We start from the raw sequence: 26,651 nt of genomic DNA on the forward strand, positions 1-26,651 counted from the left end.
CTCTCTTGATGGAGCGATGTGTCATGAACAATTCCCACAGGGCTCCGCCGTCCTTCGAGGAGACCTATCCCCAGTACCCCTTTGCCGAATTGGTTCGGCTGGGGGTCGCCCTGGCCGCGTTTATCGCCCGCCACCGCAGAAATCCGAAAGGAGAGACGTCATGGCGAAGGGCAGAGACCGCTATGCAGAGCCCCGCCGGCCGCAGGGCGGCGGCGGGCTCTGGACCAGCGAGGAGTTCGTGTTCGGGCTGACCGGCGGCGCTGCCGCGCTGACCGAGCGGCGCGATACCCGCTATCGGAAGCTCCGGCGCTAGCGCACATCCCGATCGGACGCCCTCGCGTCTGGCCGGGAGCCGTGCTTTGAAACGTCGCAAAAAACGCCATTGCAACCCGCCAGCTGAGTTTCGAAGCGGGTCCATCTGATCGTGTAAGGCCTTAGGTGGTAGGGCCAGGGCGTCGCGGCCGACCGAAGGCCGCGGCGCATTCAGGCGTGGCCCACCTGGGGACTGTGATGGACGGCGTCCTCGACCGCCGCCAGGGCAGTCTGCAGGAGCTGCAGCGAGAGCGTCTCCACGGCCGCCGGCGGCGCCTGGATCATGCGCGCGCGGATCGCCACGGCCATGGCGGCGGCCTGGAGGACATCGCCGTTGCTGGTGTCGCTGGCCAGTCCGATGTCCTTGTCGATCGCATCTAAGATGGCGGAGAGCAGCTGTCCGACCCTGACGGCGTCGCGGGTCTCCGGGTGCAGCGGAAACTCGATGTCGAAGCTTTCGCCCGCGGCCGTGCGCGCGAGATACGGTAGTTTCTTCACGGCAGTCTCCTTTTCCCGACGCTAGGCGGCGGCCAGACGCAGCAGCACGACGAAGGCGGCGAGCAGCTGGACGGCGTTGATCCAGACCGAGAGCCGGTGCAGGCGGTTGAAGCCGGCCTCGGCTTCGGCATCGCCCCTGAGCATCCGGTCCCGGTGACCGTTGATCCGCGGCATCAACACCTGTCGCGCGACGACGGCGCCAAGGGCGATGAACCCGAGGGCCGCGGCTTCGAGCGGACGCAGCGCCGCCAATGCGGTCAAGGCGAGCAGAGACAGCAGGCCGACGACGAGATAGTACCAGGGGAAGATCCCGCGCAGGAATCGGCCGGCCGAGGCTCCGTCCAGATTGACGAAGACCAGGGGCGCGACGACGAAGGAGAAGAAGGCCATGGAGCCGAAAAGGGTTGCCACGGCGACCAGGCCTATTATGTCGAGCACAAGGGACATGATAAGAACGTTACGAGTCACGCCGGCTGGAAGATCAGCCGACATGCGGAAGCTGTGCGGCGACCGGAGCAAGCGGCAAGGCGCGGGGGCTGCGGGCCGGCGTGGCTTTGCCGGCTTCATCCTTCTATGCTGCGGCTTGCTCGCCCTCGTGCTGCTGGGGACGGCGGAGGCCAGGGCGCAGAGTGCTGACATGCTGATCGATGATTTCGCGGCTTCCGACCTGACCTCGAAGCTCGGCACGCGCTGGCGGGCGGTGAGCGACCGGGTCATGGGCGGGATTTCCGAAGCGGCCGTCGGCCGGGACCGCATCGATGGGCGGGCCTGCCTGCGCCTGACCGGCGAGGTTCGGCTGGAGAACGACGGCGGCTTCGTCCGGGCGTCGCTGGACCTGGCATCCGGGGACGGGGCCTTGGATGCCTCTGGATACAGCGGCCTGCGGCTTCTCGTCCGCGGCAATGGCGAGCGTTACTCGCTTCACCTGCGCACGCCGGACAATCGCCGGCCCTGGCAATCCTACCGAGCGGAATTCACCGCCGGCCCGACCTGGGAGACGGTCGATCTGCCCTTCGCGTCCTTTGCGCCTCACCGCTTGGAGACGCCCTTGGACGTCGCGCGGCTGCGGCGGATCGGCCTTGTCGCCATCGGCCGGGCCTTCCACGCCGATCTTGCCGTCGCCGAGATCGGCTTCTATCGCTAGATCAAACTGCGCTCAATTGGACTCAATTGAGCCCAGATAATTTGATCTATTCCATAGAGATAGAGCAGCTTATCTGCGTTCGAATGAACGCAGGCTGCCTTGGGCCGGCGCGGGTGGCTGCCGGTCACTCCGTCTCGATCGAGCCGACGACCGAAATCCTGCCGTCTTCCGATCGACGGATCACCACCATCTCGCCCGAACTCGGAAAGACGCCGGTCAAGGCGGTGATATTGACTTGGTGGGTGATCAGGACGACCGGCCGATCGTGGTCTTGGCCCGCCAGCCAGGCTTCCAGCGCCCGGGTCTGCCGGTCCTCGTTCTCGCGCCGCTCGTAGAAGGAGTTGAGGATCAGCAGCGCCTCGACCGGCCCGAGGGCGAGGAGCTCCGCCGTCTCGAGGCAGCGGCACCACTGGCTGGAGTAGACCCTTGCGCTTCCGATCCCCTCGGCGCGAAAGCGGGCCCCGATGCGGGCTGCTTGCGCACGGCCCTCGTCGGAGAGGTTCCTTTGCGTGCTGCAGTCGCCGAGCCTGAAGGCCGCCGGATCGCCCGTCCCGGGGGCCAAGGCGTGCCGGATCAAGGCCACGTGTCCGCCGGAGCGGAGCCCGGCCCAGGCCGCACCGTCGTCGGCGGCCGCGCCATCGGGCAGGCCAAAGGCGCAGACCACAAGAACGAGGGCTGCGACGGCGGTCGGAGGCCCGAAGCGTTTCAGGCACGGCTTCCCGTCGGATCGGGGTCCATCCTCCGGCGTCTCTTCCAGAGCAGTCTGCGCCATCTTCCTCGCCTTCGATCTGGTCGTCTCCGGGGGCAGGGGATCGATCCGAGCCGCTGCCGGCACCGTATTGTAGAAACCGATAAATCAGCTTCTCGACACGGATGACAGATGGGGATCGGCCGGAGTCCGACCAAGACCAGAATTGCGATCATCGGCGCCGGGATGGCCGGACTGACCTGCGCGCGGCAGCTCGCGAAGGAGGGCTTCCGGCCCACGGTCTTCGAGAAGAGCCGCGGCCTGGGCGGCCGCCTGGCGACGCGCCGCATGAGCGACGGCACCACTTTCGACCATGGCGCCCAGTACGTCACGGCGCGTTCGGCGGCTTTCCGGCGCGCTCTACTGGCCGCCGAAGAAGCGGGCAGGGCGGCGCCCTGGCACCCGGATCAAGCCGAAGGATCGGACCCGACCCGGGGCGATTGGTTCGTCGGCACGCCGGCCATGAACGCGCTCGTCAAGCCGCTCTCCGCCGGGATGGACATCCGTCTGTCGACCGAAGTCGACACAGTCCGCCGCGACGGCACGGCCTGGCAGGTCGCCGGGCCCGCGCTCGACGCCGGGGAGCGCTTCGATGTCGTGGTTTGCACGGCACCGGCCCCGCAGGCACGCAGGCTTTTGGCGTCGGAGCCGGAGGCCGCGGCGGCGCTGGCCGGCGTCGCGATCGCGCCTTGCTGGGCCCTGATGCTCCGCTTTGCCGGCCCGGTCGACCCGGGCTTCGAGGTCCGGCGCTCGGCATCGGGGGATCTCGCCTGGATCGCCCGCAACGGCTCCAAGCCGGGTCGGGATCCGGGCAAGGAGTGCTGGGTCGTCCACGCCGGCCCCGACTGGAGCCGGCGCCACCTGGAGCTTGAGCGCGACCGGGTTGCCGCGATGATGGCCGAGATGCTGCCGCGGGCCTTTGCCGTCCGCCTGCCTGAGATCGAGGCGGCGGTCGCCCATCGCTGGCGCTACGCCCGCACGACCGCGCCGCTCGGGGAGCCCTTCTTCAGCTTGGCGCAGCGCAGGCTTTTCCTCGGCGGCGACTGGTGCCTGGGCGCGCGCGTCGAATGCGCCTTCCAGAGCGGCCAAGCGATCGCGCAGGCCGTGGTCGATGCCTCGGCCGGCCCTTGATGTTCCGGCTCGCGTCCAGTCCCGAGCCTGCAGGTGTCCCGAGCCGCGAATCCAGACGTGTGTAAAGTCGACGGGCCCGTGCCTGACTCGGCAACGGGCCCGTGCTTGAAAGGCGACCCTCTGCGGATGGATGCGTTCGGTGTCGAGTGCTCCGGTATCCGAGCGGGCTTCCTCACAGCCCGACTTGCACCGTCGAGGGCTCACCCCTGCGCAGGAACTTGATCGGCACGGTCTGGCCGCGATAGCGCCGCAGCAGTTCCGTGACGCGGCGGCCGCCGCTGGTCCTTTCGCCGCTGACTTCCAGGACCACATCGCCCGGCAGCAGTCCTTTGCGCTCGGCGGTCGAGGCCGGGTAGACCCGCTTGATCAGCGCGCCTTCGTCGATCTCGAGCTCGGCGTTGCGGTAGTGCTGGTAGACGTAGTTGCGAAGGCCCTGATCCAGCTCCTTCGTGTCAGCAAACTCGACCTCCAGGATACCGTTTCGCCGCGGCCCGCTCTGATCGAGGGACAGCAGGGGCACCGTCACGGTGGCCGTTTCGCCGTCGCGCCACCGGGAAAGCTCCACCCTCTGGCCGGCATGCGCGCGGGTCAGTCGGTAGAGGTGGTCGGTGTTGCGGATGCGCACGTCGTTGAAGGCCAGCAGGACGTCGTCGCTGAGAAGGTCGGCCTGGTAGGCCGGCAGATCCTTCACCGTCCCCAGCACCAGGGCCCCGCGATTGGTCTGCAGTTCGCGGCGCAGCTCCGGCGGCAGGTCGCTGGTCGTCGCCCCGAGGGGGTCGGGCACGACCTTGCGCCAGAAGGTCACCACGTGAACGTAGTGGTCCACCTCCTTGTCCATCAGCTGCGCGACCCAAAGCGTACGTTCCCGCACGGTGTTGTCTTGGAACTGCTGCTGCGAGCCGCCGACGGTCTGGGACTCGCCGCTGTGCTGGCCCGAGGTGCCGCTTTGGCCGAAGCTGCCGGTGCTGCTCGTTCCGCTGCTCACGGTTCTGCTGGAGCCGCGGCTCGAGGTGACGTTGTTTCCGACGCTCGTGGCGTTGCTGCGTCCTTGCGCGCTGTGCTCGCCATAGCCGCCCTGCAGGCTCGCCGAGGGACCGAAGAGCTTGTCGATGCCGAGTCCGCCGCCGATGTCCCAATGCGAGCCCTCTTCCTGCCAGGAGGTCCTGGTCTCGTCGCGGTAGCTCGAACGGCTGGAGTCCCGATAACCGCTGTTGCTGGAATCCCGATGCAGCGTGGCGCTGGCGTCCTGATAGCGCGTGTCGCTCGTCTCGGTGCCGCTCGACGTGGTCGTGTCGCCGTAGATGCCGACCGACCCCCCGGTCGTCCGCAGGTTCTCCTGCTCGACCTCGAGCGGAACCTGCGCCGCGACTTGGACAGTGGCGGTGTGGCTGAAGTCCTTCTTGACCACGGCCACGTCCGCGCCGGCCCAGACCGCGGCGTCGCGGGCGGAGCCGATCCAACCGGCTTTGTCGATCCCGGCTTCGCGGGTGTTGACCGTCGAGTAGCCGACCATGACGTAGCCTTTCTCGATCATCTCGAGACCCGTGCGTTCCAGGTCGTCGGTCGTGATCGTGTCGGCGGCCAGGCCGGCGAAGTAGGTCGGTGCGAGCCAGCTCGCGGTGTCTTCGACCAAGCGGACGTAGTTCTTGGCGAAGATCCCGGGCCGCAGGACGGGCTCCTTGTAACTATAGGTCGGGCGCGGTTCCTGCTTGCTCTGCGGGGCGGCGCAGCCCGAAAGGACGGCGAGGACCATCAGGCTCTGAAGAAGGCGCGAAGTCCTGGCTGACTTGATGTGCTTCTGCATGATCTTTCCTCCTGCTTGCGACGCCCGGGAAGCGGCCGGTCATTTTTTGCCGGCATGGGGTCGCCTTTTTTTCCTTAGGCGTCTGGTGGCCGGGGCTCGGCGCGGAGCCCCGGCTCCCTTGTCACTCCGAATCGGACTGGGACTGCGTCGAATCGGACCGGGGTTCCTGCGAACGCCAGTCCAACTTCACGGTGCCGCCCTCGGCGGGGCGTCCCACCGTCGCGCGGTTGCCCGGGACGTTGGCGATGGACCGACCCTGCCCATGGACCGTCTGTGTCGGCGCAAAGGTCACGTGCCGGGAGCCGGCGGGCGCGCTGCCGCTGCGCTGGCCGCTCCCGCCGGGGGTTGGGCCGCGGCCACCCGCGTCGCGATTGCCGCCGGACCGGGATCGGCTGGTCCCGGCTTTCGGCTGACCGGGCGAGGCCGTGCCAGTCTGAGCTTCGTATCCGGCATCTCGGACCGGCTGCTTGCCCTTGTCCTTGCCCCGAAAGGGATCGCCGCTCCCGACATTCCGGTGGGAAATCCCGGCGCCGCCGGAACGGCTCTTGGAGCGCGCGCCGCCTTGGCGGGGACCCGGGGTTCCTCGGCTGGGTCCAGCTTCCGGGGTCCTGGCCGCAGCCTTGCCCTTTTCGACCATCGGCCCGTGACCCAGGTTCGTTCCCCAGCGCTTTTGCCTCGGCGATTCGTAGTTCTTTGCGTTCCGGTTCTTGCCCGCGCTGGAACTGCCGGGTCGAGGGCTCGCGCCCTTTCGGCCGGTTCCGGCCGAAGGTGCCCGCTGATCCCTGAAGCGGACCTTTAGACCGTTGTCCCGCTTTCCGCCGCGGCGGCCTTGGGATCCGGCCCGGTCTCGGCTGCCGCGGCTGCCGATCGAGCCGCTGCTCCGACTGCTGCGGGAACTGCGTGAGCCGGCGCTTCCTTTGCCTCCCTTCGCGATCTGCAGGAGGGGCGCGGCGGCCGCGTCTTCCTGCACCGTCTGGTCGGAGAGCGGGCCTTCGACGTCGACCAGGGCCGCATGGGCCCGCGTGTTCAGACTGACGGCGAAAACGACCGCGGCCAGGATCGCACCCGGATGGCAAGACTTCTGCCAGTCTGTAAGGCGGTTGGTTTGTTGCTGCTTCATCGTCTTTCTCCTTGGCTTCGAGCCGGTTCGCGACTTGGTGAGAGCGAAGGAGGTTCGTGCGCGCGTCTCGAGTCCCTGCCGCCCGAGCCCCCCTCGCGTCCGCGTCGTGGCCGTCCAAGTCCAGGTTTGCGTGACCACGCCCGCTTACGAGATGAAGCGACAAAGCGGCCGGGATTCCCTCACTCCGAACGCGAAAATTCTCCGGCCACAGCCTGGCCAACGGTCGGGCGCGCTCCCGAATCGGCAGCCTTACCGGTCGGGGAGAAACCGGCGAGGGACAATGAGCAGACCAGATTTGCCGTGATGGCGCGATCGAAGTGATCCGGTCGTGAGGGATTCCGTCTCGCCACGTCGCTTTCCTGGATGAGCCTTCGCGCTCGCCACCGCATGCAGACGGCAGGGAGAAGCACGTTGTTGAAGCCTTGAGCCGCTCCTGCATATCGGCGGCACCGACCAGATGATCCCTGATCGAACGTCGCTGTATCCGCCGGCGTGCGGCGCTGCCGCAGAGCGTTGAACCAAGGCCCCGCCATTGCCGAGCGCAGAACCCCGTCGGAGCCTCATTCTTGGAAAGGAACTCAGCCATGTCACAAACCATCGCGGCCTGTCCCATAGAGCAGGTCCACGTCGATCCCGACGTGACCCTCGACTCGCTCGTCGCTTCGATCTCCGCCTATGACGACTTCAGCGAGAGGCATGTGGTCGAGCCCGAGGGCTATGAATTCGTCGATCGCTTCACAGGATGCGTGAAGCTTCTTCTGGAGGCCGCTCAGGAAGACCGGTCAGGGCTTTATGCCTACCCCGAGGAGCGCTTTGGGCTCATCTTCAGGTCGACCGCCGTGGCCGGAACCTATCTCGTCGCCTTTCGGGGCACGGATTCGATCTGGGACATCATCAAGGACCTCTATATCAGGACCGTCCCGTTCAAGCCCTACGACGCCTCCGGATTTTCCAAGAACGTCCGGGTCGGCGCGGGCTTCAACGGGATCTATGCCGACAGGTGCGGCAGCATGGCCGCTTCCATGCAGGTGCAGCTCTTCACGAAGCTCGCGGCGCTCGATCCCGCGCCCAAGAAGGTGCTCGTCACCGGCCACAGCCTGGGCGGCGCTTTGGCGAGCCTCTTCGCCCTCGACCTCGCCGCCAGCCGTTCAGACCTGCAGGTGGCCAGCACGACCTTCGCCAGTCCGCGTGTCGGCGACGACAACTGGCAGGCCGCCTACGACAAGACCTTCGGCCTCGAGACCGCCACCTACCGTGTCGCAAACTACTATGACTGGGTGCCGTCCTTGCCGCCGGAATGGCTGTATTCGGATCCGCCGGAAGGGTTCTTCAACTACCGGCACGTCGGCCAGCAGTTCCTCGTCGCCTTCCGGTTCAAGAGGGGCGAGAAAGTCGGGAAGGTAACCCGGCTTAAGGCCAGGCATTCGAGCGCGAACTACCAAAGCGTTCTGTCGAAGGCCGTGTACGAAGATCCACAGGTCTGGGTGCACGGCTTCGAGGACGCGGTCACGGGCTTTCCCATGGTCAGCGAGTGTCCGCCGTCGACCAGGGTTCCGTCTTGGACGGAAAGTGTCCGGCAGGAGGAAGAACCGGCCTCCGCCGCCGCCGAATAGCGCCGCCGCCGCGCCGGCCGCGACCTTGCGGCCGGCGCGCTCCTGCTCCCACCGCTTAGAGCCAGCCCAAGGTTTGGACGCTTCGGAAAACCAAAGCGGTAATGAGGGAATCCGAGGCCCCTTGTCGCTTCCAGATTCGAGCCCTCGCGCTCGGCCTTGGCGGCTCCTCCGCCGAAGGCAAATCCCAAGCAAGACACTTTTCGATGGAGACCCGTCATGACACTCGCCATTTCCAAGGCCCATCCCGGGATCGGCTACGACCCCAGCTACTTCGACCCTTCCGATATCGCCCGCCTTGCCGGAGGCCTTCCAGCCTTCACCGAAGCACCGGAGACTGCGGCTCCCGCGGCGGCACCGCCTGCCGGCGCCGGTGAGGCCGTCACGGAGGCCGACGTCGACCGAGCGATTGCCGAGATCCGCGAAGAGATCGAAGCCGGCAGCTTCGAGCCAGAGGTCTTCGCCGGCCAGGACCTCGACGCCCTCGCGGACAAAGCCCGGACCGATCTCACCCGGACCATGGTCCGCGGCGAGATGGACGACAAGGTCCGGACTTGGCTCGAGGCCGCGCTCGCCCGTGTGCAGCTGGTTCAGCACGGACAGGTCGTGCGGCTGGAAGTCGACGGCGAGGCGATCCTGACCGCCGATCTCGAGACGGCGGAAGGCCGTGCGGCCTTTCCCTATTTCGAGCTGGCGATGGTCGCGCTCGACGTGGTCTTCGTCATCGCGGCGCTGGCCGGCGTCGCCTTCGCCATCGACGGCGATCTGAAGAAGGCCGTGCGGCAGATCGTGACCAAGGCCAAGGACGGCTTCCTCGGCTTCGTCAACCGGGTTCTCGACAAGATCCGGCCCTATCTTCCGGAGTTCAGGAGTGCGGGCAGCAAGCTGGGCGAGTTGGTTAAGACCTACATCAAGGCCATCGCCGATGGGGTCTGGGCGGCCGCCAAGTTCGGCTGGAACCACCTCTGGACCCCGATCAAGGCGATCTTCAAGGCGATCTTCAGCAGCGGCTGGGCCGTGGCCTCGGCGCTGTTCAGCCTCGCGGGCTTTCTTGTGGGGCTGATCGGAACCGCCGGCGCGGCACTGGCCGCGGCGCTTCTGAACCTGGTCTCGGCGCTCTGTCAGCTGGTCGCGGACTGCATCAAGCTTGCCGAAGCCATGGGCGAAAAGCAGGCGGCCGCTTGAGCCGCCTGACGCGTGTACCGCCGGCATGTTCCCGGCGGTACACGCCCTTTCTCAGGGATTTCGGCCGACGGACGGACGCGCGCCGTCCGCAGCCGAACTCACGCAAGCGGAGAACGCGCTATCCCTTGGCGCTGGCCGCGTCGCGCAGGTACCGGGGCGCGAAGTGCTCCGCCTGCGGGTCGAAGTTGTAGATGTCCTCGCACTCATAGGTCGGATCGTGGATCAGTTCCGCCACGCAGCTGCCCGATCTCCAGCATTCTTCCATCAGTCCGGCGCCGTTGGTCCAGCCGCCAGTGAAGTAGAGGTTGTTTGTGCCTTGGACCTTCTTGTCCTTGTCCCAAAGCAGCATTTGGGCCTCCAAGCAGTCGAAGTTCAGCACGTTGTGTTTGAGGTAGGTGACGGCCGGGTCTTCCTTCTTGAACCACGAGGTCTCCTCAACCTGTTTCAGCACGAACTGGTCGGGAATCGGTACCGGCGGGTTAAGGGTCACGAAGAACTGGGGCAGTCCGAACTTGTCGTAGTCGGCGTTCGTCTTGTCGTTCTGATGCCGGTTGCAGACATAAGTGATGGTATAGGGCTTCATCGCCTTGTTCGGCGGCTGGTGAATGAGGATGTTGTATGTTCGCCAGGCGTTGCGGTTGGGGGGCAAGACGCCCGCGAAGGTATGGCAGACGGACAGGCTGTTCAGATACTTGATGCTGGACAGGATCTGGACCATCTCGTCGCTGGCGCCCTGCTTAAGGCAGCGAAGCGCGTCGTCGGCGTGACAGGCGAGGACCACCCTGTCGAAACGCTGAGCAAGCGCCGTACTTCCTTGGGCGGCGTCGTAGACCTCGACGCCTTCGTCGCCCGGTCTGGCAGCGACCGCCCCCCGAAAGCCGGTGACAACGGTCGCGCCCATGCCTTGGATATGCGCGGTGAGTTTCCGGATGAACTCGCCCACGCCATCGACGAAATACATGCGTTTAGGATTCTCGTCGGCGTTTTGGCCCTTCTCTCGCCAGCCCTCCTGAATGATGTAGTAGTGCATGACCGCGCTCAGGGGCATGTCACCGGGGCCGGTCTCGTCGACGAAGTACATCCCGTTGATGCGCGGATAGAGCACCAGGCGGCCGAGATCTTCAGAGAAATCCTTCTCGCTCAGATAGTCTTTGACCGATTTGTCGCGAAACTCCTTCTTTTCAAAGTCCTCGACCGCAGCGCGTCTGAATCTCTCGAATTCATCATCCAGGCTCGCTGGCATCTTGGTACCCCAAGCCCCGTCAATCGTGTATTGGATCCCGCCGTCTAAAGTATAGAAGCAAGCCGTGTCCTCCAGCAGCCGGTAGTCCTTTTCGTATTCGAACCCGATCTGCTCCATGATGTTGACGATTCTCTTGTAGGTATCGTGGTTGAAATCGTTGACGCCGAGGTCGGCCCAGCGAGAAAAGGGCTTACCGGATTCGTCGATGCCGAGCGAGACCTGGGCGGTGTGGGCATTGCCGCCCAAGTGGTCGTCCTCCTCGAAGAGGGTCACCTCGTATCTTTCGTCTTCACCCAGACCGTCATTCAATTCGAGCAGCTTGTGTGCCGTCGCCAGTCCTGAGATGCCGCCTCCGATGATCGCGATCTTCATTGCTTGCCTCCCGTCCTCGGTGGTGTCTTGCCTGCGTTGCGTGCCAGAACTCTCTCGACAAGGCTCGTGGCGGACAGCAGCCCGATGGTCCGGGCCTCCTCTCGAAGCGCCGTCAGCTCGCGGGTCGCCGCGGCTCCGCCCCGGCCTTGCTCGACCAGGGCCAAGGCCCGCGCCCGGCGGATGTAGAAATCGGCCCAGGGAACCGGCTCCGGGCGCGTGAAGGCTTCCAGGGCAGCGGCGTAGCGCTCGGCCTCGTCCCAGTCGTGGGCCTCCAAGGTCGCCTCCATGGCGGCCTGGTAGAAGCGGTAGTGATTGTGGCCGACGCAGCCGCCCGCGAGGATCTCCTCGCCCTCGGCGAGGGCCGCGCGGCGCCGCTCCGGGTCATCGGTCGCCAGTGCGATGGTGCCCAGCAGCCAGGGGCCGATGAAGCTCGTCGCGCCACCCTCGCGGACGTCGCCGAGGGCCGAGTCCAGAAGCTCGAGCGCGCCGGCCCGATCGCCCTCGGCGAGCCGGATGCGGGCCAGGCTCTCGTTCAGGAAGGGCTTGAAGCGCTTGGCGCCCAGGCTGTGGGCGATCGCGAGCCCCGACTCCGCCTGCGCGCGCGCGCCGTCGAAGCGGTCCTGGTCGATGAGGACCCAGCCGGCGGTGAGGCGGGAGACGATCTCGGCCCGCTTGTGCCCGACCCGGGCCGCCAGCTCGGCCGAAGCGAGGGAGTCTTCGAGGGCGCCGTCCAGTTCGTTCAGATAGATCCGGATGGTCCCGATCATGAAACGGTTGGCCGCCTCGATGCGTCCCAGGCCATGGCGCCCACAGAGTTCCAGGCAGTCCCGGAAATGCGCCAGGGCGCTGTGCATGCGGCCACGGGCATAGGCGGCGTCGCCCAGGCCGCTGAGCGCCAGCGCTTCGCGCTCGGCCGAGCCGGCCCGCCTGGCGTTCTCCAGCGCCGCCTCATGCTGTTCGCGGCAGGCCTCGATCCGGCCCAGCGGGAAGCAGAGGCTGCCGCGCAGATAGTGGAGCTGCGCCAGTTCCGGCGCAAGGCGGTGACGCGCCGCCAGAGACTGGGCGCGGTCCAGCGCTTCGAAGGCCCGGTCGTAGTCGTCGGAGAGGCGCATGCCCTCGGCCAGGCCGAGCCAGGCCCGGCAGCGGCTTGTGTCATCCTCGGCGACCTCGAGCGCCGCCTCGAAGGCGTCGAGCGAAGCGGCGACCGAGCCCAGTTCGCGCAAGAGTTCCCCCTGCAGGCAGCTCAAGGCATGCCTTTCGGGGGCGTCGCGAACGATGGCGAGCCCGCGCTCGACCAACCGCAGGGCCTGATCGTAGCGGAAGACGGTCATCTGCTCCCGCGCCGCCTCGAGATAGGCCTGCGGTGCCATGCGGTCCTCGGCGCGATCGAGGTGTTCGGCGCGCAAGGCGGCGTCGCGGCTTGCGAACCACTCGGCCGCGCGCAGGTGCTGTTCGCGCTTCCGGGTCTTGAGCAGGGACGCGTAGACGCAGTCCTGGATCAGGGCGTGGGCGAAGAGGTAGCTGGGTCCGTCCGGCCTGATCAGGTAGTGCTGCAGGAGGCCGCTGCAGTCGTAGTCCGGCTGGTCGAGCAGATGACGGAGGGCATCGATCGAGAAGCGCTGGCCGACGACCGAGGCGGCGCGAAGGGCGGCGCGGTCGATGTCCGGCAGACGATCCAGCCGCGCCAGGACAAGGCTCTGAATCGAAGAAGGTGTGTCCTCCTCCGGCGTGTCGCGCGCGTTGCGCAGGAGCTGCTCCAGAAACAGCGGGTTGCCCTCGGCGCGCTCGATGCAGCGCCGGGCCAGGGGGCTCGTCGTATCCATGAACTCGATCGCGAGGCTTTCGGCCTCCTCGTTGCGCAAGGGCGCCAGGGTTATGGCAATCAGCGGCGTGTCTTGAACCGCACCCTGCCAGGACGGCCCCAGCGGATCGCCTTCGATCCGGGAAGTGATGACCAGCAGGGCCGGACAGGCCGCGACGGCCGATGCCATCGCCGCCAGGTACTCGAGGGTCAGAGCGTCGGCCCAGTGGATGTCCTCGACCGCGACCAGGACCGGACCCCGTGCCGCCGCCCCCTCGAGCAGTGCCGCCATCGTCTGCTGCTTGCCTCGGTTGCGCGTAGCATTGTCCATCGCGTCGTAGATCGCGTGCAGCGCCGGCGGCTGCGGAAGGCTGAGCAGGTCGTTCAGGAAGACCTGCTGCTCGGCAGTCACGCAGCCTTCGGCGAATGCCGTCTGGGCCGCATGCCGGCGTTCCACGACCGTGCCGTCCGACGAGACCCCGAGGAAACTCCGGGCAAGGATCCCGATCGCGTCCTGACCTTCGGCGACGCCGAAATCGAGCACCAGGCCGGTATGGCACCTGAAGCCGTCACGCTCTGCGAGGGTGCGGAACTCCGCCAAGAGCCTGGTCTTGCCGATCCCGGCCTGGCCGCGCAGGAGGATCACCTCTCCCCGCCGGCTCTCCCGGCAGTCTTCCGATATCGCTGCCAGCTGGCGCAGCTCGGCGCGCCGGCCCACGAAGGCGCCGGCCCCGGAGGCAGGGGTTCCGCGCAGGCCGACGAGCCGCCAGACCGGCGTTTGGTCCTCGGTCGGCTGCGGGCTTTGCCAGGCCTCGACGTCCAGTAGGCCGGCGGCGTTGCGAAAGACCGCGTCGGAAATCAGCGTCTCGCCGGGGTCTGCCGATTTCGCCAGACGGGCGGCCTCGTTCACCGTCTCGCCGGTGATTGTATAGGCGCTGTCTCGGCCTCGGCCGAAGCCGCCGGCCATTTCCTGCCCGTTCGCGATGCCGATCCGGACCCGCAGGCCGAGCCCGAACTCCTCACGGAGCTCGGACATGCGACGCCGGATGTCGCTGGCGACCCGCAGGGCGCGTTCGCAATCGTCGTCATGGGCCAAGGGCGCGCCGAAGACGGCCATGACGCTGTCACCGATCTGCTTGTCGACCATTCCGCCATAGCGCTCGACGATCTGATCGACAGCGTCGAAGTAGCGCTCGAGCACATGGTGCCGGTCCTCCGGCTCAAGTCGGGAGCCGAGGCCGTCGAGCTCGATGAACAGGACGGTCACCTGGCGGAGCTCGCCGCCGGCGGACGCGTCCGGCCGCTCGCCGTAGCCCGATCCGGGCGCGCGTTCGCCGGGCTGCGTCAGAGCGTTCGGCCCCGGCGCTTCCTGTCCGGTGGCGCGTTCGGCATCGGCAGGCCGGCGATGCCGGGCGCCCTCGGCGCTCAATGGGTCCCTCAGCGCATCGATGTCGGCCAGGAACGCCCCGGCGGTCTGATAGCGCCGGTCGGGATCCCGGGCGAGGGCGCGGGCGACGATCCGATCCAACGCCTGGGGAGATCCGGGCTGCCAATAGGAAGGCGGCGTCGGATCGCTGTGGAGCACCGCGTGCAGGATCGTTGCCGGATCGTCGCCGGGAAAGGGATGCCGACCGGTCAAGGCTTCGTAGAAAAGGACGCCGAGGGACCAAAGGTCCGATCGATGGTCGATCGCCTCGCCCCTGAACTGCTCGGGCGACATGTAGGCCACGGTTCCGATCTGGGCATCCTTGTCGGTCAATCTGATCCCCGGAAGCTTGGCGATTCCGAAGTCGACGATCTTGGCCGTGCACTCCGGGGTGACGATGACATTCGCCGGCTTGATGTCGCGATGGACGATTCCTTGGGCGTGCGCCTGTCGCAGACCGTCGGCGACCTGAACGGCGATGCCCATGGCCTGGTCGGCGGGCAGCGGTCCTGCTTCGATCAGGGCTTCGACGGTCTGGCCCTCGCAGAAGGCCATCGAGATGAAGATCGCGTCGTCGCCCGGGCTGCCGATCTCGTAGATCGTGCAGATGTTGGGATGGTCCAGTTTGGATGCGGCTCTCGCTTCGAGCAGGAAGCGCTCTTTGGCCTTCCGATCGGCGATCAGCCGTTCCGAGAGGAACTTGAGCGCCACAGCCCGCTCGAGACGCGTGTCGACGGCCTTGTAGACGATCCCCATCCCGCCGGTCCCCAAGCGGCCGAGGATCCGATAATGCCGGAAGCTGTCACCGGGCCGCAGCCGCGGTTCCTCGGAGAAGGCCGCCGCGGGCAGCGGCGAGTCCAGGAGCGCCCCGCCCTTTTCGTCGGCTCGGATCAGCGACGTCACCTCTTCAAGCAGATCGGAGTCGTCGCCACAGGACTCGGTCAGGAACTCCAGCCGGGCCGCGCCGTCGCGCTGTAGCGCGGCTTCGAACAGCTCCTGAACCCGTTGCCAGCGATGGAGATCCATTCAAGGCAACCCACTGCAGGAGGCGGCTTGAGAGGTGCCGGGGCGGCTTCGCGGGAACTCCTGCCTTTGGCTCCGAAGCATAGTTCCACCCCGTTCCGCGACGCCCGCGCCGAACCGCGCCATGATCGGCCGGGCCCTTGGCCTTTGGCTCAGTCGGCCCCGGCCTCCGGGCTCAATTCTCTGTACAGCCAGGCCTTGGCCAGCCGCAGCTCGCGGTCGATCGTCGCCGCCGACAGGCCCAGAGCCTCGGCCGTTTCGTCGTAGGTGAGGCCGCCGAAATACTGGAGCTCGACAATCCGGGCCTTGCGCTCGTCGAAGGCGGCCAGGCCGGTCAAGGCATCGTCCAGATCCACCAGCCCGGACACGGAATCGCTGTCGACGAACAGCGATTCATCGAGCGATACCTTGACTGCGCCGCCGCCGCGCTTGGCGCGTCGAAGCGCCTTCGCGTGGTCGACCAGAATTCGGCGCATCATGCGGGCGGAGAGAGCGAAGAAATGCGCCCTGTCCTCCCAGGAGACCTCCATGTCGACCATCCGGACATAGGCTTCGTGCACCAGGGCGGTGGCCTGCAGGGTGTGGCCGGCATGCTCGCCGCGCATGTAGCGATCCGCCAAACGCCGGAGCTGGTCATAAACCAAAGGCGTAAGTTCACCCAGCGCCGAACCATCGCCACTCCGCCAGCGGATCAGCAGCTGCGTTATGGATTTGTCTTCGTCTATCAAGGCAATCAGTCCCTCGCGGAAATCCACGCTAGCAAGAAAATCGACCGGAATCCAACCGGCAGACAACCTTTGGTATCAGGAGAGGCCAGGGCCCCGTTCCGGCATTTGCCAAGAGTCGCATCGCCGCGGCGGGCTCTGTCCATTTGAGGTCAGAGGCTTGTCGCGGTGCGCGCTGGCGCGACGACTCTCTGCTGCGAATGGCGCGGTCCCACTTCGGACCTGGTTCGCCTTGACATTCTGCGAGCTCAGGTTGAAGTCCGGCGCAGGGTCGTCTTGGCCTTCGGCCGGTTCGAGGCCGCTTCGATATCCCGACACGCTTCCTGGACGACACGCTTCCTGGACAGGGTGACGAGGCCTGTGGCTAGCTTTGGGCGAGAGTCATCAGCTTCGGGATGGGCGTGAGGGCGTGCCGTTCTCTGCGAAATTCCTGATCGGCGCGGCCATCGGGTCCGGGAACACCGCCCTGGCGGCCGAGCGCGGCGGCGCTGATTTCCTGCTGGCGATCAACGCCGGCCGGCTGCGCAACATGGGCGCGCCTTCGATCGCCTGCATGCTGCCGATCTTCGACGCCGACGGGCTGACCGAAGGCTTCGCCCGCGAGGAGCTGCTGACCCAGTGCCGGATCCCGGTCCTGCTGGGCGTCAACGTCTGGGGCCGGGACCTCGATCCGGCGGCCCAGGCGGCGCGGGTCCGCACGGCCGGCTTCGCCGGCGCGGTCAACTTTCCGAGCTGCATGCACTACTCGCGGCCAATGCAGCAGATCCTGGCCCGAGCCGGCCGGGGCATCGAGCGCGAGGTCGCGCAGCTGCGCGCGGTCCAGGACGCCGGCCTGACCTCGATGTTCTACTGCGCGACGCGGACCCAGGCGCGGCTTGCGGCGGACGCCGGGATCGACCTGATCTGCCTCAACCTCGGCTGGAACGTCGGCGGCGCGCTCGGCCACCGCAGCCGCGCGACCCTCGAGGAGGTCGCGACCACGGCCCGCGACATCGGCCGGCTGATCAAGCGCATCAATCCCAAGACCCGTTTCTTCCTGGAGGGTGGGCCGATCGCCACTGCGGAGGATCTGGGCAGGGTCCTCAGCCTGGCCCCGATCGACGGCTACGTCGGCGGCTCCACCATCGAGCGCATGCCGCTGGAAGACTCGGTCGCCGACCAGATCGACCGATTCCGGCAGGCCAGCCGGCAGGGCGCCGCGCTGGACGGCGAGAGCGCGGGCCTGGTGGCCTGGTCCCGGCGCTTCGGCTTCGTCGGCCGCTCGAAGGCGCAGCTCGACTTCCTGCGGCGCCTGCGCGCCCTGGCGGCGACGCCGGACCCGGTGTTGCTTCTGGCAGAGAAGGGGATCGCCACGCTGCCGGTCCTCAAGGCGCTGGGCAGCCAGGCCGGCAAGAAGGGCGGCCGCGCCCTCGTCCAGGTCGACGTCGCCGGGGAAGACTTCCCGGCCCGGGCGCGCGGCATCATCTTCGGCCATCGCGAGACGATCGCGAGGCAACGGCCGGCTTTGGCCGACAGCGCAATCGAGCTGCTGGTGATCCATGCCCCCGAGCGCCTGCCGCCGGCGACCCAGAGGCGTCTGGCCCGGGCCCTGTGGGAGGGCGTCTTCCGGGCGCCGGGCACGCGGCGCGCCCTGCCAGTGGTGCCGCGCGTCGTCCTGGTCAGCGAGGTCCCGGTCACCGAGGGCCGCGAGGCGGAGGAGCTGCTGGGCGCCGGCCTGGAAGCGGACCTGGTCGCCCATCTGGCCGGCTGGCTCCTGCGTGTGCCGCCGCTACGCGAGCGGATCGACGACCTGCTGCCGAGCCTCGAGGCCCTGGCGGCGGAGAGCCCGCGGTCGTCCCTGAACCGGGCGTCCTTCTCCTCCGCAGCGCTGCAGCGGCTGCACGCCCACCTCTGGCCGGGCAACGAGAGGGAGCTGAGGTCGCTGCTCGGGGCGCTGGCCGGACTCGCCGGACACGAGCCGATCCAGCCCTCCGAGCTCCTGCTCCTGCCGCAGGAAGAGGAGGCCGCCGGGCCCGGGACCCGCACCGAGAAAGACCGGATCGTCGACGCCCTCTGGCGACACGGCTTCAACCGGACGCGCACCGCCGAGGCGCTGGGGATGTCGCGCAAGACCCTCTACAACAAGATCCGTAGATTCGGGCTGTCGGGATAGCGGCGCCGTCGCTCAGGCCGGACGTGGGCGGCAGACCAGGCCGTCCAGGCGGTCCGGCCAGAGCGCCTCGTGATCCGCATCGCTGCCCTCGGCCAGGCCGAGCAGGAGCCCCGACCAGTCCGCGCCTGCCGCGGCCTCGGCGACCGCCTGCGCCGCCGCCCCGCGCTGCCTTAGCGAAGGGAAGCCCGCCGCGAAGTCGGCGACACGGGGCAGGATGATCATCGCCTCCGGCTCGATCGCCGCGGCCGCCGCGGCGCCGGGCCCGTCGGCGACGACCGCTGCGATCCGAAAGCCCTGTTTGCGCAGCTGGGCCAGGCAGGCCAACTCGCGGCCGCGGTCCAGCCCCACGTCGGCCAGCTGCTGGGAGAACTCCGGGTCCTGCTGCTCGACGCTGGGGAGGTTGGTGATCCAGCGTGCCCCGGCCCGCATAAGGCGCGCGGCTTCCAGGGTCAGGTTCAGGAACGGGCTGGCCAGGAACAGCCCGAGCACCGCGTTCCCGCAGAGGGCGGGATCCTGCACGACCGCATCGATCAGTCGCTTCGGCCCGTCGGTGTTCGGCAAGAGCAGTCCAACTTCGCTCGGCATGCCCTCGTGGCGGAATCCCGGCGCGAGGGTCACGATCGCCTCCGGGATCGCCACCTTAGCGCCCGGCGTCCTCGACCCCAGGACGATGCGCCAGCTGAAACGGTCAACCATGGCCGTCGGACTCTTGCACAGATCGACTCAAGCGGGTGGAGAAAAGCCAGGCCGCGCGGTTTGAACCGGAGCGACAGCGCAAGGGCGCCGGCATCAGCTTACTCCCGGCATCGGATGATTCGCAAATCTTTGGCAACTATTACCCAATTTTACCCGATTGGGAATTGCGAAGCTGTTGCGCCGAAATCCATGTCGGGACAGGCTTTTGGAAAGGGCCGCGACAAGGCCGTGGTGCGGAAACCGCCGCTCTGCCGAGGTTCCGCGCCGACGAACAAGGGTGACGCCCGCCGCGCAGACGGCGGCGTCCGAGGGAGGACAGAAGCCATGCCGCCCACTCCGGCCGCGCCGGACGGTTGCGCGCCCGCCTGTCCGGCGAGGCCGCGCGCATGAGGCAGTTCGTCGAGCGCCACACCTTCTGGGCGATCGTGATCCTGGTCGTCGCGGCCGTCTTCCTCTGGATGATCTTCGCGGTCTGGCCCGACTGGCTGGTCTCGGGCCTGGGCCGCAAGAAGACCTTCGTCAACACCCTGCTGAACGGGGTGACACTTGGCGGCCTCTACTTCCTGGTCGCCAGCGGGTTCACCCTGGTCTTCGGGCTGATGCGCAACGTGAACCTGGCGCACGGCTCGCTCTACCTCCTGGGCGGCTACATCGGCTACGAGGTCGCCGAGGCCAGCGGCAGCTGGTTCCTCGGCCTGGCCGTCGCCTTTTTGGCGATCGCCGCCAGCGGGGTCCTGATGCAGGTGCTGATCTTCCGCCGCATGGAGGGCGACGACCTGCGCCAGACCCTGGTTACCTTGGCGATCTCGATCATCGCCGCCGACCTGATGCTGGCGGTCTGGACCGGCACCACCTACCAGTTCGCGCCACCGGAGTGGCTCTTCGGCGCGGCGACCCTGCCGGTGGTCTCGGTGGTCAAGGCCTCCGGCGATCCGGTCTTCATCAAGTATCCGATCTACCGGCTGACCGTGCTCGCCGTCGCCGTCGCCGCCGGGATCGGGCTGTGGCTGTTCCTCAACCGAACCCGGGTCGGGATGATGATCCGCGCCGGGGTCAACGACCGGCAGATGCTCTCGGCCAGCGGCGTCAACGTGCAGCTGCTCTTCGCCCTGGTCTTCGCGATCGGCGCCGGGCTCGCCGGCTTCGCCGGGGTGGTCGGCGGCACCGCCCTGTCGATCGCGCCGGGCGAGGACGTCCGCTACCTGCTGGCTTCGCTGATCGTGGTGATCGTCGGCGGCCTCGGATCGGTTCCCGGCGCCGCCATCGGGGCGCTGCTGATCGGCCTCGCCGAGCAGTTCGGCCTGGCCTACTTCCCGACCTACGGCGTGGTGCTGACCTTCCTGATCCTGGTCGTCGTCCTGGCGGTGCGCCCCCAGGGCATCATGGGGACCCGCTAGGCCATGGCGATGCGGCGGCTCTTCTCCGGCAGCCCTTCCTTCGCGGAACGCCATCCCGCGGCGATCGCGGCCCTCGTGCTGCTGCTCGTCTACCCGAGCTTCGCCTCGGACTTCTTCGTCTTCCAGATCGGCGCCTATTCGCTGATCCTGGGGACCATCTCGCTGTCCCTGATGATGCTGGCCGGCTACGGTGGCATGGTGAGCCTGGCCCAGATGACCGTTGCCGGCTTCGCCGGCTACCTCATGGCGATCCTGGGCGACAACAGCGTCGGGGTCATGGGCCTGGGCTGGCCCTGGTGGCTGACCGTCCCGACCGCGGTGCTCGCCGCCGCCCTGCTGAGCACCTTCATCGGCGCGATCTCGGTGCGCACCGAGGGGATCTACACCATCATGATCACCCTGGCGATCGCCGTCGCCTTCTTCTACTTCGTCCGCCAGAACTACTTGATCTTCAACGGCTTTACAGGCTTCGCCGGGGTCGCGCCGCCGGTCCTTTTCGGAGTCGACTGGCGCGCGCCCCTGCCGTTCTACTATCTCTCGCTGGCGGTGGCCGGCGGCTTCCTCTGGGCCGTGGTCTACGGATCGCGCTCGACCTTCGGGCTCAGCCTGCAGGCGATCCGCGACAACCCGCGACGGATGCGGGCGATCGGCTACGACGTCACCCTGCACCGGATCGTCGCCTATTTCCTGTCCGGGCTGATCGCCGGCACGGCGGGCGTCCTGCTGGTCTGGTTCAACGGGCGGATCTCGCCCGGCTCGGTCGGGGTCGACGTCGTCATCGACATCTTGGTGATCGCGGTGATCGGCGGCCTGCGCCATCCGATCGGCCCCTTCCTGGGCGCGGTCGCCTTCGTGCTGCTGGAGAACTTCGCGATCGACCTGATCGACCGGGAACGCTTCAACACGGTGATCGGCGCGGCCTTCCTGCTGATCGTGCTGTTCTCGCCCGACGGGCTTTTGGGACTTTGGGGCCGGCTCCGCACGCGGATCCGGCTCGGCAGACGCGCGCAACTCGGCGCGGGCTACGGAAAACGGGACGGCCGGCATCCCGCCGGATCGCTCGAACAAACCTGAAACAGGGAGGAGAAGATGCTCCGAATAGGACGCAAGACGATCACGGCGGCGGTCGTGCTGGCGCTGGCCAGTCCCGCCTTGGCTGAGGACACGGTCAAGATGGGCGCCTTGGCGACCCTGGAAGGCGCCTTCACCGTGCTCGGCGAGGACAGCATGCGCGGCGTCAAGCTGGCGCTGGAAGAGTTCGGCTACACCGCCGGCGGCAAGAAGATCGAGCTGATCACCGGCTCCTCAGACGCCTCGCCGGACAGCGCGATCCGGGCGACCCGCAAGCTGGTCGAGCAGGACGGCGTGCAGGTCATGGTCGGCCCGCTGTCCGGCTCCGAGGGCCTGGCGGTCAAGGACTACGCCAAGACCCAACCGAACGTAACCTTCCTCAACGGTTCCTCGGCGGCCCAGGACACCACGCTGCGCAACCCGGCGGAGAACTTCTTCCGCTTCAGCACCGAGGGCGCCCAGTGGATGGCCGGTCTCGGCGAATACGTCTACAAGGAAAAGGGCTACCGCAGCGTCGCGGTTCTGGCCGAGGACTATTCTTTCCCCTACACCCAGGTCTTCGGCTTCCTCGAGCCCTTTTGCCGGCTCGGCGGCAAGGCGCCTGTCGACGCCCGCTTCTGGGTCCCGATCGGCAACAAGGACTACTCGTCTGTCATCGCCGCCTTGCCGGATGATGTCGATGCCATCTTTGTTGCGCTCGGCGGCGCGGACGCGGTCAACTTCCTGACCCAGTACGAACAGGCCGGTGGCGAGTTGCCGCTGGTCGGCGGCTCGATCACGGTCGACCAAAGTGTGCTCGGCTCCAAGGGTCGGACCCGCAGTTTCGTGATCGGCACGCCTTCGGGCGGTCCGATTTCGGACACCTGGGACAACGACGGCTGGAAGGCCTTCGTCGCGGCTTACAAGAAGCAGTTCCCGGATGGCTTCCCGTCGCCCTCGCTTTTCGCTCACGCCTACTACATCAACACCAAGGCCGCGCTTCTGGCCCTGGATGAGGTCGGCGGCGATCTGTCGGACGGCGGTAAGGAGTATCGGGCGGCGCTCTCGAAGCTCTCCTTCGACACGCCGACCGGCAAGGTCAGCCTCGACGAGCGGCGCCAGGCGATCGCCGACATCTTCCTGACCGAGGTTACGGAAGGCCCGGATGGTAATCTGCTCAACAAGACCATCAAGGTCATCCCGCAGGTCACGCAGACCTTGGGCCTGTCCTATGACGAGTTCCTGAAGTACGGCCAGGTCGGCCGCGAAAACCCGACCTGTAGCTAATGTCGCTTTAGGTTCGACACCGTGCCCAGAACCGACGCCCTTTCCCGTCTACAAGGCACCGGCCGCTTCGCGCTGGAGCTGGAGGCCGTCAGCCGCCACTTCGGTGCGCTGGTGGCCCTGGCGGACATCAACCTCACCGTCGAGGCGGGAGAGCGGCGCGCGGTTCTGGGATCGAACGGCGCGGGCAAGACCACGCTGTTCAACGCGATCACCGGCGACTTCCCGCCGACCACCGGTCGCGTGCGGCTCTTCGGCGAGGACGTGACGGATCTGCCGGTCCACGAGCGGATCCGTCGCGGCCTGCGCCGGACCTACCAGATCTCGCTGCTCTTCGACGGGCTGAGCGTGATCGAGAACATCTACCTAGCCTGCCGGGGGGTGGGCCGCCGGCGCTTCTCGCTGCGTCGCCCGGCGCCCGCCGACAGCGCGATGCAAATGGCCGAGACCTTGCTTGAGGCCGTGCACCTCGACGACGCACGGGACCTGCAGGTCGCGACTCTGAGCCACGGCCAGCAGCGCCAGCTCGAGATCGCGCTGGCCCTGGCCGGAGCACCACGCCTGATCCTCCTGGACGAGCCGGCGGCGGGCCTCTCGCCGGCGGAACGCGCCGAGCTGATCGAGATCCTCCAGGCCCTGCCCGAGCACATCGGCTACATCATCATCGAGCACGACATGGACGTGGCGTTGCGGGTCGCCGAGCGGGTCACGATGCTGCACAACGGGCGGATCTTCAAGGAAGGCACGCCCGAGGAGATCGAGAACGATCCCGAGGTCCAGGAGCTTTACCTGGGCGAGGGGCAGGAGCGGGCCCATGGCTGACCGACGCCGCCCCTCGACCCCCGCCGCCGTGCTGCAGGTCCGCGACCTGCACGTCTACTACGGCCAGTCGCATGCCCTGCAGGGCGTCGACCTGACCCTGGAGCAGGGCGTGCACGCGGTGGTCGGCCGCAACGGCATGGGCAAGACCACCCTGTGCAACGCGATCACTGGGCTGCTGCGGCCGCAGCGCGGCTCGATCCGCTTCCACGGCGAGGAGATCACCGGCCTCGCGCCCTACCGCATCGCCGCCAGGGGCATCGGCTACACGCCCCAGGGCCGGCGGCTCTGGCCCTCGCTGACGGTCGAGGAGCACTTCCGGATCGCCGAGACCGGCGGCGGCGCCTGGACCGTGGAGCGGATCTACGAGACCTTCCCGCGGCTTTACGAGCGCCGCCGCAACGGCGCCGGCCAGCTCTCCGGCGGCGAGCAGCAGATGCTGGCGATCGCCCGCGCTCTGCTGCAGGACCCGCGCCTGCTGATCCTCGACGAGCCGACCGAGGGCCTGGCCCCGATCGTGGTCGACCAGGTCGAGGCGCTGCTGGCCGAGCTTGCCGCCGAGCGCGACGTCGCGATCCTGCTGATCGAGCAGAACATCGCGGTCGCCACCGCGATCTCCGAGGACGTCGCGATCATGGTCAACGGCCGGATCGGACGGGTGCTCCCGGCGCGCCAGCTAGCCGCCAACCGGACGCTGCAGGAGCGCCTGCTGGGAGTCGGCCGGCACTCCCACGAGGACCTGGCGCCCGAGGACCTGGAGCTGCCGGCCGAACCCGCGCCGCCGGTGACGGCCGTGCCGGCGCCGGATCCCGAGCCGGTGCCCGAGCAAGAGGAAGACGCAGAGGCACCGACCGTATCTCCTTCGAGCCTGGTCTACGTGCCACCGACCCGCTGGTCGAGCGCCGCCTGGACCCGCGGCGAGGGCCCGCAGGAGGTGCCGCCGCGGCCGGCCGCCGGGGCGGAACCGGCCCGGCCCTTCGATGCCAAGCCGGAGCCGCTCTTCGCCGAGCCGCTGACCCCGCTGGACGCGCTGGGCGGCGAGGAGGTCTTCGTCGCCGGCACCTTCGACACCAAGGGCGCGGAGCTGCGCTACCTGCGCGACCGGCTCGCGGCCCAGGGTCTGCGGGTCAGGACCGTCGACCTTTCGACCTCGGGCAAGCCCTCGCCGGCCGACGTGCCGCCGCACATGGTGGCCGCCTATCATCGGGGCGGGGCCTCGGCGGTCTTCACGGACGATCGGGGCGCCGCGGTGCGCGCCATGGCCGAGGCCTTCGAGAACTGGATCCGCCGCCAGCGCGGGATCGCCGGGATCATCTCGGCCGGCGGCTCCGGCGGCACGGCACTGGCCACGCCGGCGATGCGCAGCCTGCCGGTCGGCATTCCCAAGGTGATGATCTCCACCGTCGCCTCAGGCGACGTGGGGCAGTACGTGGGGCCGACCGACATCATGATGATGTACTCCGTGACCGACGTGCAGGGCCTGAACCGGATTTCCAAGCGGGTCCTGGCGAACGGCGCCAACGCCCTGGCCGGGATGGTCAAGGACGCCGGCGGCCTGGCGGCTGAGGGTCGCGGCGCCGCGGCGGACAAGCCGGGCCTGGGGCTGACCATGTTCGGGGTCACCACCCAGGCCGTGCAGCAGATCACCGCGCGGCTGGAGGCGCGCTACGACTGCCTGGTGTTCCACGCCACGGGGACCGGCGGCCGCTCCATGGAGAAGCTGGCCGAGAGCGGCATGCTGGCGGCGGTGGTCGACCTGACCACCACAGAGGTCTGCGACATGATGATGGGCGGCGTCTTCCCGGCGACCGAGGACCGCTTCGGCGCCTTCATCCGCAATCCGATCCCCTATGTCGGCTCGCTGGGCGCGCTGGACATGGTCAACTTCGGGCCCCGCGACAGCGTGCCGGAGCGCTACCGGGACCGGCTCTTCGTCGAGCACAACCCGCAGGTCACCCTGATGCGCACCACCGTCGAGGAGAACGCGCGCATGGGCGACTGGATTGCCGGACGCCTCAACGAGCTGACCGGGCCTGTGCGCTTCCTGATTCCGGAAGGCGGGGTCTCGGCCCTGGACGCGCCGGGCCAGCCCTTCCACGACCCCGAGGCCGACCGCGCGCTCTTCGAGGCCTTCGCCCGACGGTTCCAGGAGACCGGCAGCCGCCGTCTGATCCGCAGCCCGCACCACATCAACGACCCCGCCTTCGCCGCCGCGGTGGTCGCGGCTCTGGAAGAGATCCACCCGACCGAGAGGATGGCCCGTCATGCCGCGATTTGAGCGAAAGCAGCTGCTGGAGAGGTTTCAGGACATGAAGCGCCGGGGCGAGCCGATCGTCGGCGGCGGCGCCGGCACCGGCCTCTCCGCGAAGTGCGAGGAGGCGGGCGGGATCGACCTGATCGTGATCTACAACTCCGGGCGCTACCGCATGGCCGGGCGCGGCTCGCTGTCCGGGCTGATGGCCTACGGCAATGCCAACGAGATCGTCATGGAGATGGCCCGCGAGGTGCTGCCGGTCGCGACCCGGACGCCGGTCCTGGCCGGGGTCAACGGCACAGATCCCTTCTGCCTCTTCGACCACTACCTGGACCAGGTGAAGGCCATCGGCTTCTCGGGGGTGCAGAACTTCCCGACCGTCGGCCTGATCGACGGCACTTTCCGCGCCAATCTTGAAGAGACGGGCATGTCCTACGGCCAGGAGGTCGACCTGATCCGCCTGGCCCGCCAGAAGGACCTGCTGACCACGCCCTACGTCTTCAACGAGGACGACGCAGCGGCCATGGCCGAGGCCGGCGCCGACATCGTGGTCTGCCACCTGGGCCTGACCACCGGCGGCGCGATCGGCGCCGAGACCGCGCTGAAGCTCGAGGACTGCCCGGCCCTAGTCGAGGCCTGGGCGGCGGCGGCGCTGACGGTCAATCCGAAGATTATCGTGCTGGTCCACGGCGGGCCGGTCGCCATGCCGGACGACGCCCGCTACGTGCTGGACAACACCGACAACTGCCACGGCTTCTACGGCGCCTCCTCGATGGAGCGGCTGCCGACCGAGGTGGCCTTGACCGAACAGACCAGGGCCTTCAAGGCCCTGCGAACCGGCTGAAGGCCCGAACAGG

General features: G+C 67.9%; 21 protein-coding genes. 12 read left to right on the top strand and 9 right to left on the bottom strand.

Annotated elements, in window-relative coordinates:
- Positions 1 to 160 precede the first annotated feature (160 nt).
- Positions 161 to 313: a hypothetical protein gene (locus tag QNJ30_05005; protein MDJ0942796.1), complete on the top strand. Its 153-nt coding sequence runs from the start codon at positions 161 to 163 to the stop codon at positions 311 to 313.
- A 170-nt stretch (positions 314 to 483) separates the two neighbouring features.
- Here the strand turns inward: QNJ30_05005 and QNJ30_05010 are convergent, their stop codons facing one another.
- Entirely contained in the window at positions 484 to 810 is a 327-nt protein-coding gene (locus QNJ30_05010) for a hypothetical protein (protein ID MDJ0942797.1), read from the bottom strand.
- Positions 811 to 831: 21 nt separating this feature from the next.
- Positions 832 to 1,257, bottom strand: coding sequence for a DUF4149 domain-containing protein (locus QNJ30_05015; protein MDJ0942798.1), 426 nt, complete (start codon positions 1,255 to 1,257; stop codon positions 832 to 834).
- Between the two features lie 43 nt (positions 1,258 to 1,300).
- Here QNJ30_05015 and QNJ30_05020 point away from each other — a divergent pair, with 43 nt between their 5' ends.
- Positions 1,301 to 1,954 carry a CIA30 family protein gene (locus QNJ30_05020; protein ID MDJ0942799.1) on the top strand — a complete coding sequence of 218 codons (654 nt, stop codon included), beginning with the start codon at positions 1,301 to 1,303 and terminating at the stop codon, positions 1,952 to 1,954.
- 124 nt (positions 1,955 to 2,078) lie between these two features.
- Here QNJ30_05020 and QNJ30_05025 read toward each other — a convergent pair whose 3' ends face one another.
- Positions 2,079 to 2,726 (bottom strand): histidine phosphatase family protein, encoded by a 648-nt coding sequence (locus QNJ30_05025; GenBank protein MDJ0942800.1) that lies wholly within the window; start codon positions 2,724 to 2,726, stop codon positions 2,079 to 2,081.
- A 108-nt stretch (positions 2,727 to 2,834) separates the two neighbouring features.
- Between QNJ30_05025 and QNJ30_05030 the strand changes: the two genes are divergently transcribed.
- Complete coding sequence (locus QNJ30_05030; protein ID MDJ0942801.1) at positions 2,835 to 3,833, top strand: FAD-dependent oxidoreductase; 999 nt, start codon at positions 2,835 to 2,837, stop codon at positions 3,831 to 3,833.
- A 172-nt stretch (positions 3,834 to 4,005) separates the two neighbouring features.
- Here the strand turns inward: QNJ30_05030 and QNJ30_05035 are convergent, their stop codons facing one another.
- Together QNJ30_05035 and QNJ30_05040 are read right to left on the bottom strand one after the other, a co-directional pair.
- A complete protein-coding gene (locus tag QNJ30_05035; protein ID MDJ0942802.1) occupies positions 4,006 to 5,637 on the bottom strand; it encodes a PDZ domain-containing protein in 1,632 nt (543 codons plus the stop codon).
- Positions 5,638 to 5,758: 121 nt separating this feature from the next.
- A complete protein-coding gene (locus QNJ30_05040) occupies positions 5,759 to 6,757 on the bottom strand; it encodes a hypothetical protein (protein ID MDJ0942803.1) in 999 nt (332 codons plus the stop codon).
- Positions 6,758 to 7,341: 584 nt separating this feature from the next.
- On the opposite strand from QNJ30_05040, the gene QNJ30_05045 reads away from it, so the two are divergent.
- Together QNJ30_05045 and QNJ30_05050 are read left to right on the top strand one after the other, a co-directional pair.
- Entirely contained in the window at positions 7,342 to 8,370 is a 1,029-nt protein-coding gene (locus tag QNJ30_05045) for a lipase family protein (protein MDJ0942804.1), read from the top strand.
- Between the two features lie 216 nt (positions 8,371 to 8,586).
- Positions 8,587 to 9,552, top strand: a complete 966-nt coding sequence (locus QNJ30_05050) for a hypothetical protein (GenBank protein MDJ0942805.1) — start codon at positions 8,587 to 8,589, stop codon at positions 9,550 to 9,552.
- Positions 9,553 to 9,670: 118 nt separating this feature from the next.
- Here QNJ30_05050 and QNJ30_05055 read toward each other — a convergent pair whose 3' ends face one another.
- From QNJ30_05055 to QNJ30_05065, 3 genes are all read right to left on the bottom strand, one after another.
- A complete protein-coding gene (locus QNJ30_05055) occupies positions 9,671 to 11,167 on the bottom strand; it encodes an FAD-dependent oxidoreductase (GenBank protein ID MDJ0942806.1) in 1,497 nt (498 codons plus the stop codon).
- Positions 11,164 to 15,420 carry a protein kinase gene (locus QNJ30_05060; GenBank protein ID MDJ0942807.1) on the bottom strand — a complete coding sequence of 1,419 codons (4,257 nt, stop codon included), beginning with the start codon at positions 15,418 to 15,420 and terminating at the stop codon, positions 11,164 to 11,166. The genes QNJ30_05055 and QNJ30_05060 overlap by 4 nt, the downstream gene beginning before the upstream one ends.
- A gap of 149 nt (positions 15,421 to 15,569) precedes the next feature.
- On the bottom strand, positions 15,570 to 16,172 hold the full coding sequence (locus tag QNJ30_05065) for a sigma-70 family RNA polymerase sigma factor (protein ID MDJ0942808.1): 603 nt from the start codon (positions 16,170 to 16,172) through the stop codon (positions 15,570 to 15,572).
- A 379-nt stretch (positions 16,173 to 16,551) separates the two neighbouring features.
- Between QNJ30_05065 and QNJ30_05070 the strand changes: the two genes are divergently transcribed.
- The gene (locus QNJ30_05070; GenBank protein MDJ0942809.1) at positions 16,552 to 18,294 is read left to right on the top strand and encodes a phosphoenolpyruvate hydrolase family protein; all 1,743 of its coding nucleotides are present in this window, start codon (positions 16,552 to 16,554) and stop codon (positions 18,292 to 18,294) included.
- A 12-nt stretch (positions 18,295 to 18,306) separates the two neighbouring features.
- Here the strand turns inward: QNJ30_05070 and QNJ30_05075 are convergent, their stop codons facing one another.
- The gene (locus QNJ30_05075; protein ID MDJ0942810.1) at positions 18,307 to 18,990 is read right to left on the bottom strand and encodes a hypothetical protein; all 684 of its coding nucleotides are present in this window, start codon (positions 18,988 to 18,990) and stop codon (positions 18,307 to 18,309) included.
- Positions 18,991 to 19,376: 386 nt separating this feature from the next.
- Here QNJ30_05075 and QNJ30_05080 point away from each other — a divergent pair, with 386 nt between their 5' ends.
- From QNJ30_05080 to QNJ30_05105, 6 genes are read left to right on the top strand one after another with little or no spacing between them, the layout of a single operon-like run.
- Positions 19,377 to 20,387, top strand: coding sequence for a branched-chain amino acid ABC transporter permease (locus QNJ30_05080; GenBank protein ID MDJ0942811.1), 1,011 nt, complete (start codon positions 19,377 to 19,379; stop codon positions 20,385 to 20,387).
- Positions 20,388 to 20,390: 3 nt separating this feature from the next.
- Positions 20,391 to 21,461: a branched-chain amino acid ABC transporter permease gene (locus QNJ30_05085; GenBank protein MDJ0942812.1), complete on the top strand. Its 1,071-nt coding sequence runs from the start codon at positions 20,391 to 20,393 to the stop codon at positions 21,459 to 21,461.
- 15 nt (positions 21,462 to 21,476) lie between these two features.
- Positions 21,477 to 22,724: an ABC transporter substrate-binding protein gene (locus QNJ30_05090; GenBank protein MDJ0942813.1), complete on the top strand. Its 1,248-nt coding sequence runs from the start codon at positions 21,477 to 21,479 to the stop codon at positions 22,722 to 22,724.
- A gap of 21 nt (positions 22,725 to 22,745) precedes the next feature.
- A complete protein-coding gene (locus tag QNJ30_05095) occupies positions 22,746 to 23,543 on the top strand; it encodes an ABC transporter ATP-binding protein (protein MDJ0942814.1) in 798 nt (265 codons plus the stop codon).
- A complete protein-coding gene (locus QNJ30_05100; protein MDJ0942815.1) occupies positions 23,536 to 25,818 on the top strand; it encodes a Tm-1-like ATP-binding domain-containing protein in 2,283 nt (760 codons plus the stop codon). The genes QNJ30_05095 and QNJ30_05100 overlap by 8 nt, the downstream gene beginning before the upstream one ends.
- Positions 25,805 to 26,638, top strand: coding sequence for a phosphoenolpyruvate hydrolase family protein (locus tag QNJ30_05105; GenBank protein MDJ0942816.1), 834 nt, complete (start codon positions 25,805 to 25,807; stop codon positions 26,636 to 26,638). The genes QNJ30_05100 and QNJ30_05105 overlap by 14 nt, the downstream gene beginning before the upstream one ends.
- Positions 26,639 to 26,651 lie beyond the last annotated feature (13 nt).

Source organism: Kiloniellales bacterium (assembly GCA_030066685.1).
Taxonomy (GTDB): Bacteria; Pseudomonadota; Alphaproteobacteria; order Kiloniellales; family JAKSBE01; genus JAKSBE01.

Excerpts from the sequence above, each read along its gene's own strand:
- QNJ30_05090 (MDJ0942813.1), top strand. The coding sequence starts at position 21,477 with ATGCTCCGAATAGGACGCAAGACGATCACGGCGGCGGTCGTGCTGGCG.
- QNJ30_05045 (MDJ0942804.1), top strand. The coding sequence starts at position 7,342 with ATGTCACAAACCATCGCGGCCTGTCCCATAGAGCAGGTCCACGTCGAT.
- QNJ30_05060 (MDJ0942807.1), bottom strand. The coding sequence starts at position 15,420 with ATGGATCTCCATCGCTGGCAACGGGTTCAGGAGCTGTTCGAAGCCGCG.
- QNJ30_05100 (MDJ0942815.1), top strand. The coding sequence starts at position 23,536 with ATGGCTGACCGACGCCGCCCCTCGACCCCCGCCGCCGTGCTGCAGGTC.
- QNJ30_05050 (MDJ0942805.1), top strand. The coding sequence starts at position 8,587 with ATGACACTCGCCATTTCCAAGGCCCATCCCGGGATCGGCTACGACCCC.
- QNJ30_05085 (MDJ0942812.1), top strand. The coding sequence starts at position 20,391 with ATGGCGATGCGGCGGCTCTTCTCCGGCAGCCCTTCCTTCGCGGAACGC.
- QNJ30_05030 (MDJ0942801.1), top strand. The coding sequence starts at position 2,835 with ATGGGGATCGGCCGGAGTCCGACCAAGACCAGAATTGCGATCATCGGC.
- QNJ30_05035 (MDJ0942802.1), bottom strand. The coding sequence starts at position 5,637 with ATGCAGAAGCACATCAAGTCAGCCAGGACTTCGCGCCTTCTTCAGAGC.
- QNJ30_05015 (MDJ0942798.1), bottom strand. The coding sequence starts at position 1,257 with ATGTCCCTTGTGCTCGACATAATAGGCCTGGTCGCCGTGGCAACCCTT.
- QNJ30_05025 (MDJ0942800.1), bottom strand. The coding sequence starts at position 2,726 with ATGGCGCAGACTGCTCTGGAAGAGACGCCGGAGGATGGACCCCGATCC.
- QNJ30_05040 (MDJ0942803.1), bottom strand. The coding sequence starts at position 6,757 with ATGAAGCAGCAACAAACCAACCGCCTTACAGACTGGCAGAAGTCTTGC.
- QNJ30_05005 (MDJ0942796.1), top strand. The coding sequence starts at position 161 with ATGGCGAAGGGCAGAGACCGCTATGCAGAGCCCCGCCGGCCGCAGGGC.
- QNJ30_05020 (MDJ0942799.1), top strand. The coding sequence starts at position 1,301 with ATGCGGAAGCTGTGCGGCGACCGGAGCAAGCGGCAAGGCGCGGGGGCT.
- QNJ30_05075 (MDJ0942810.1), bottom strand. The coding sequence starts at position 18,990 with ATGGTTGACCGTTTCAGCTGGCGCATCGTCCTGGGGTCGAGGACGCCG.
- QNJ30_05105 (MDJ0942816.1), top strand. The coding sequence starts at position 25,805 with ATGCCGCGATTTGAGCGAAAGCAGCTGCTGGAGAGGTTTCAGGACATG.
- QNJ30_05055 (MDJ0942806.1), bottom strand. The coding sequence starts at position 11,167 with ATGAAGATCGCGATCATCGGAGGCGGCATCTCAGGACTGGCGACGGCA.
- QNJ30_05080 (MDJ0942811.1), top strand. The coding sequence starts at position 19,377 with ATGAGGCAGTTCGTCGAGCGCCACACCTTCTGGGCGATCGTGATCCTG.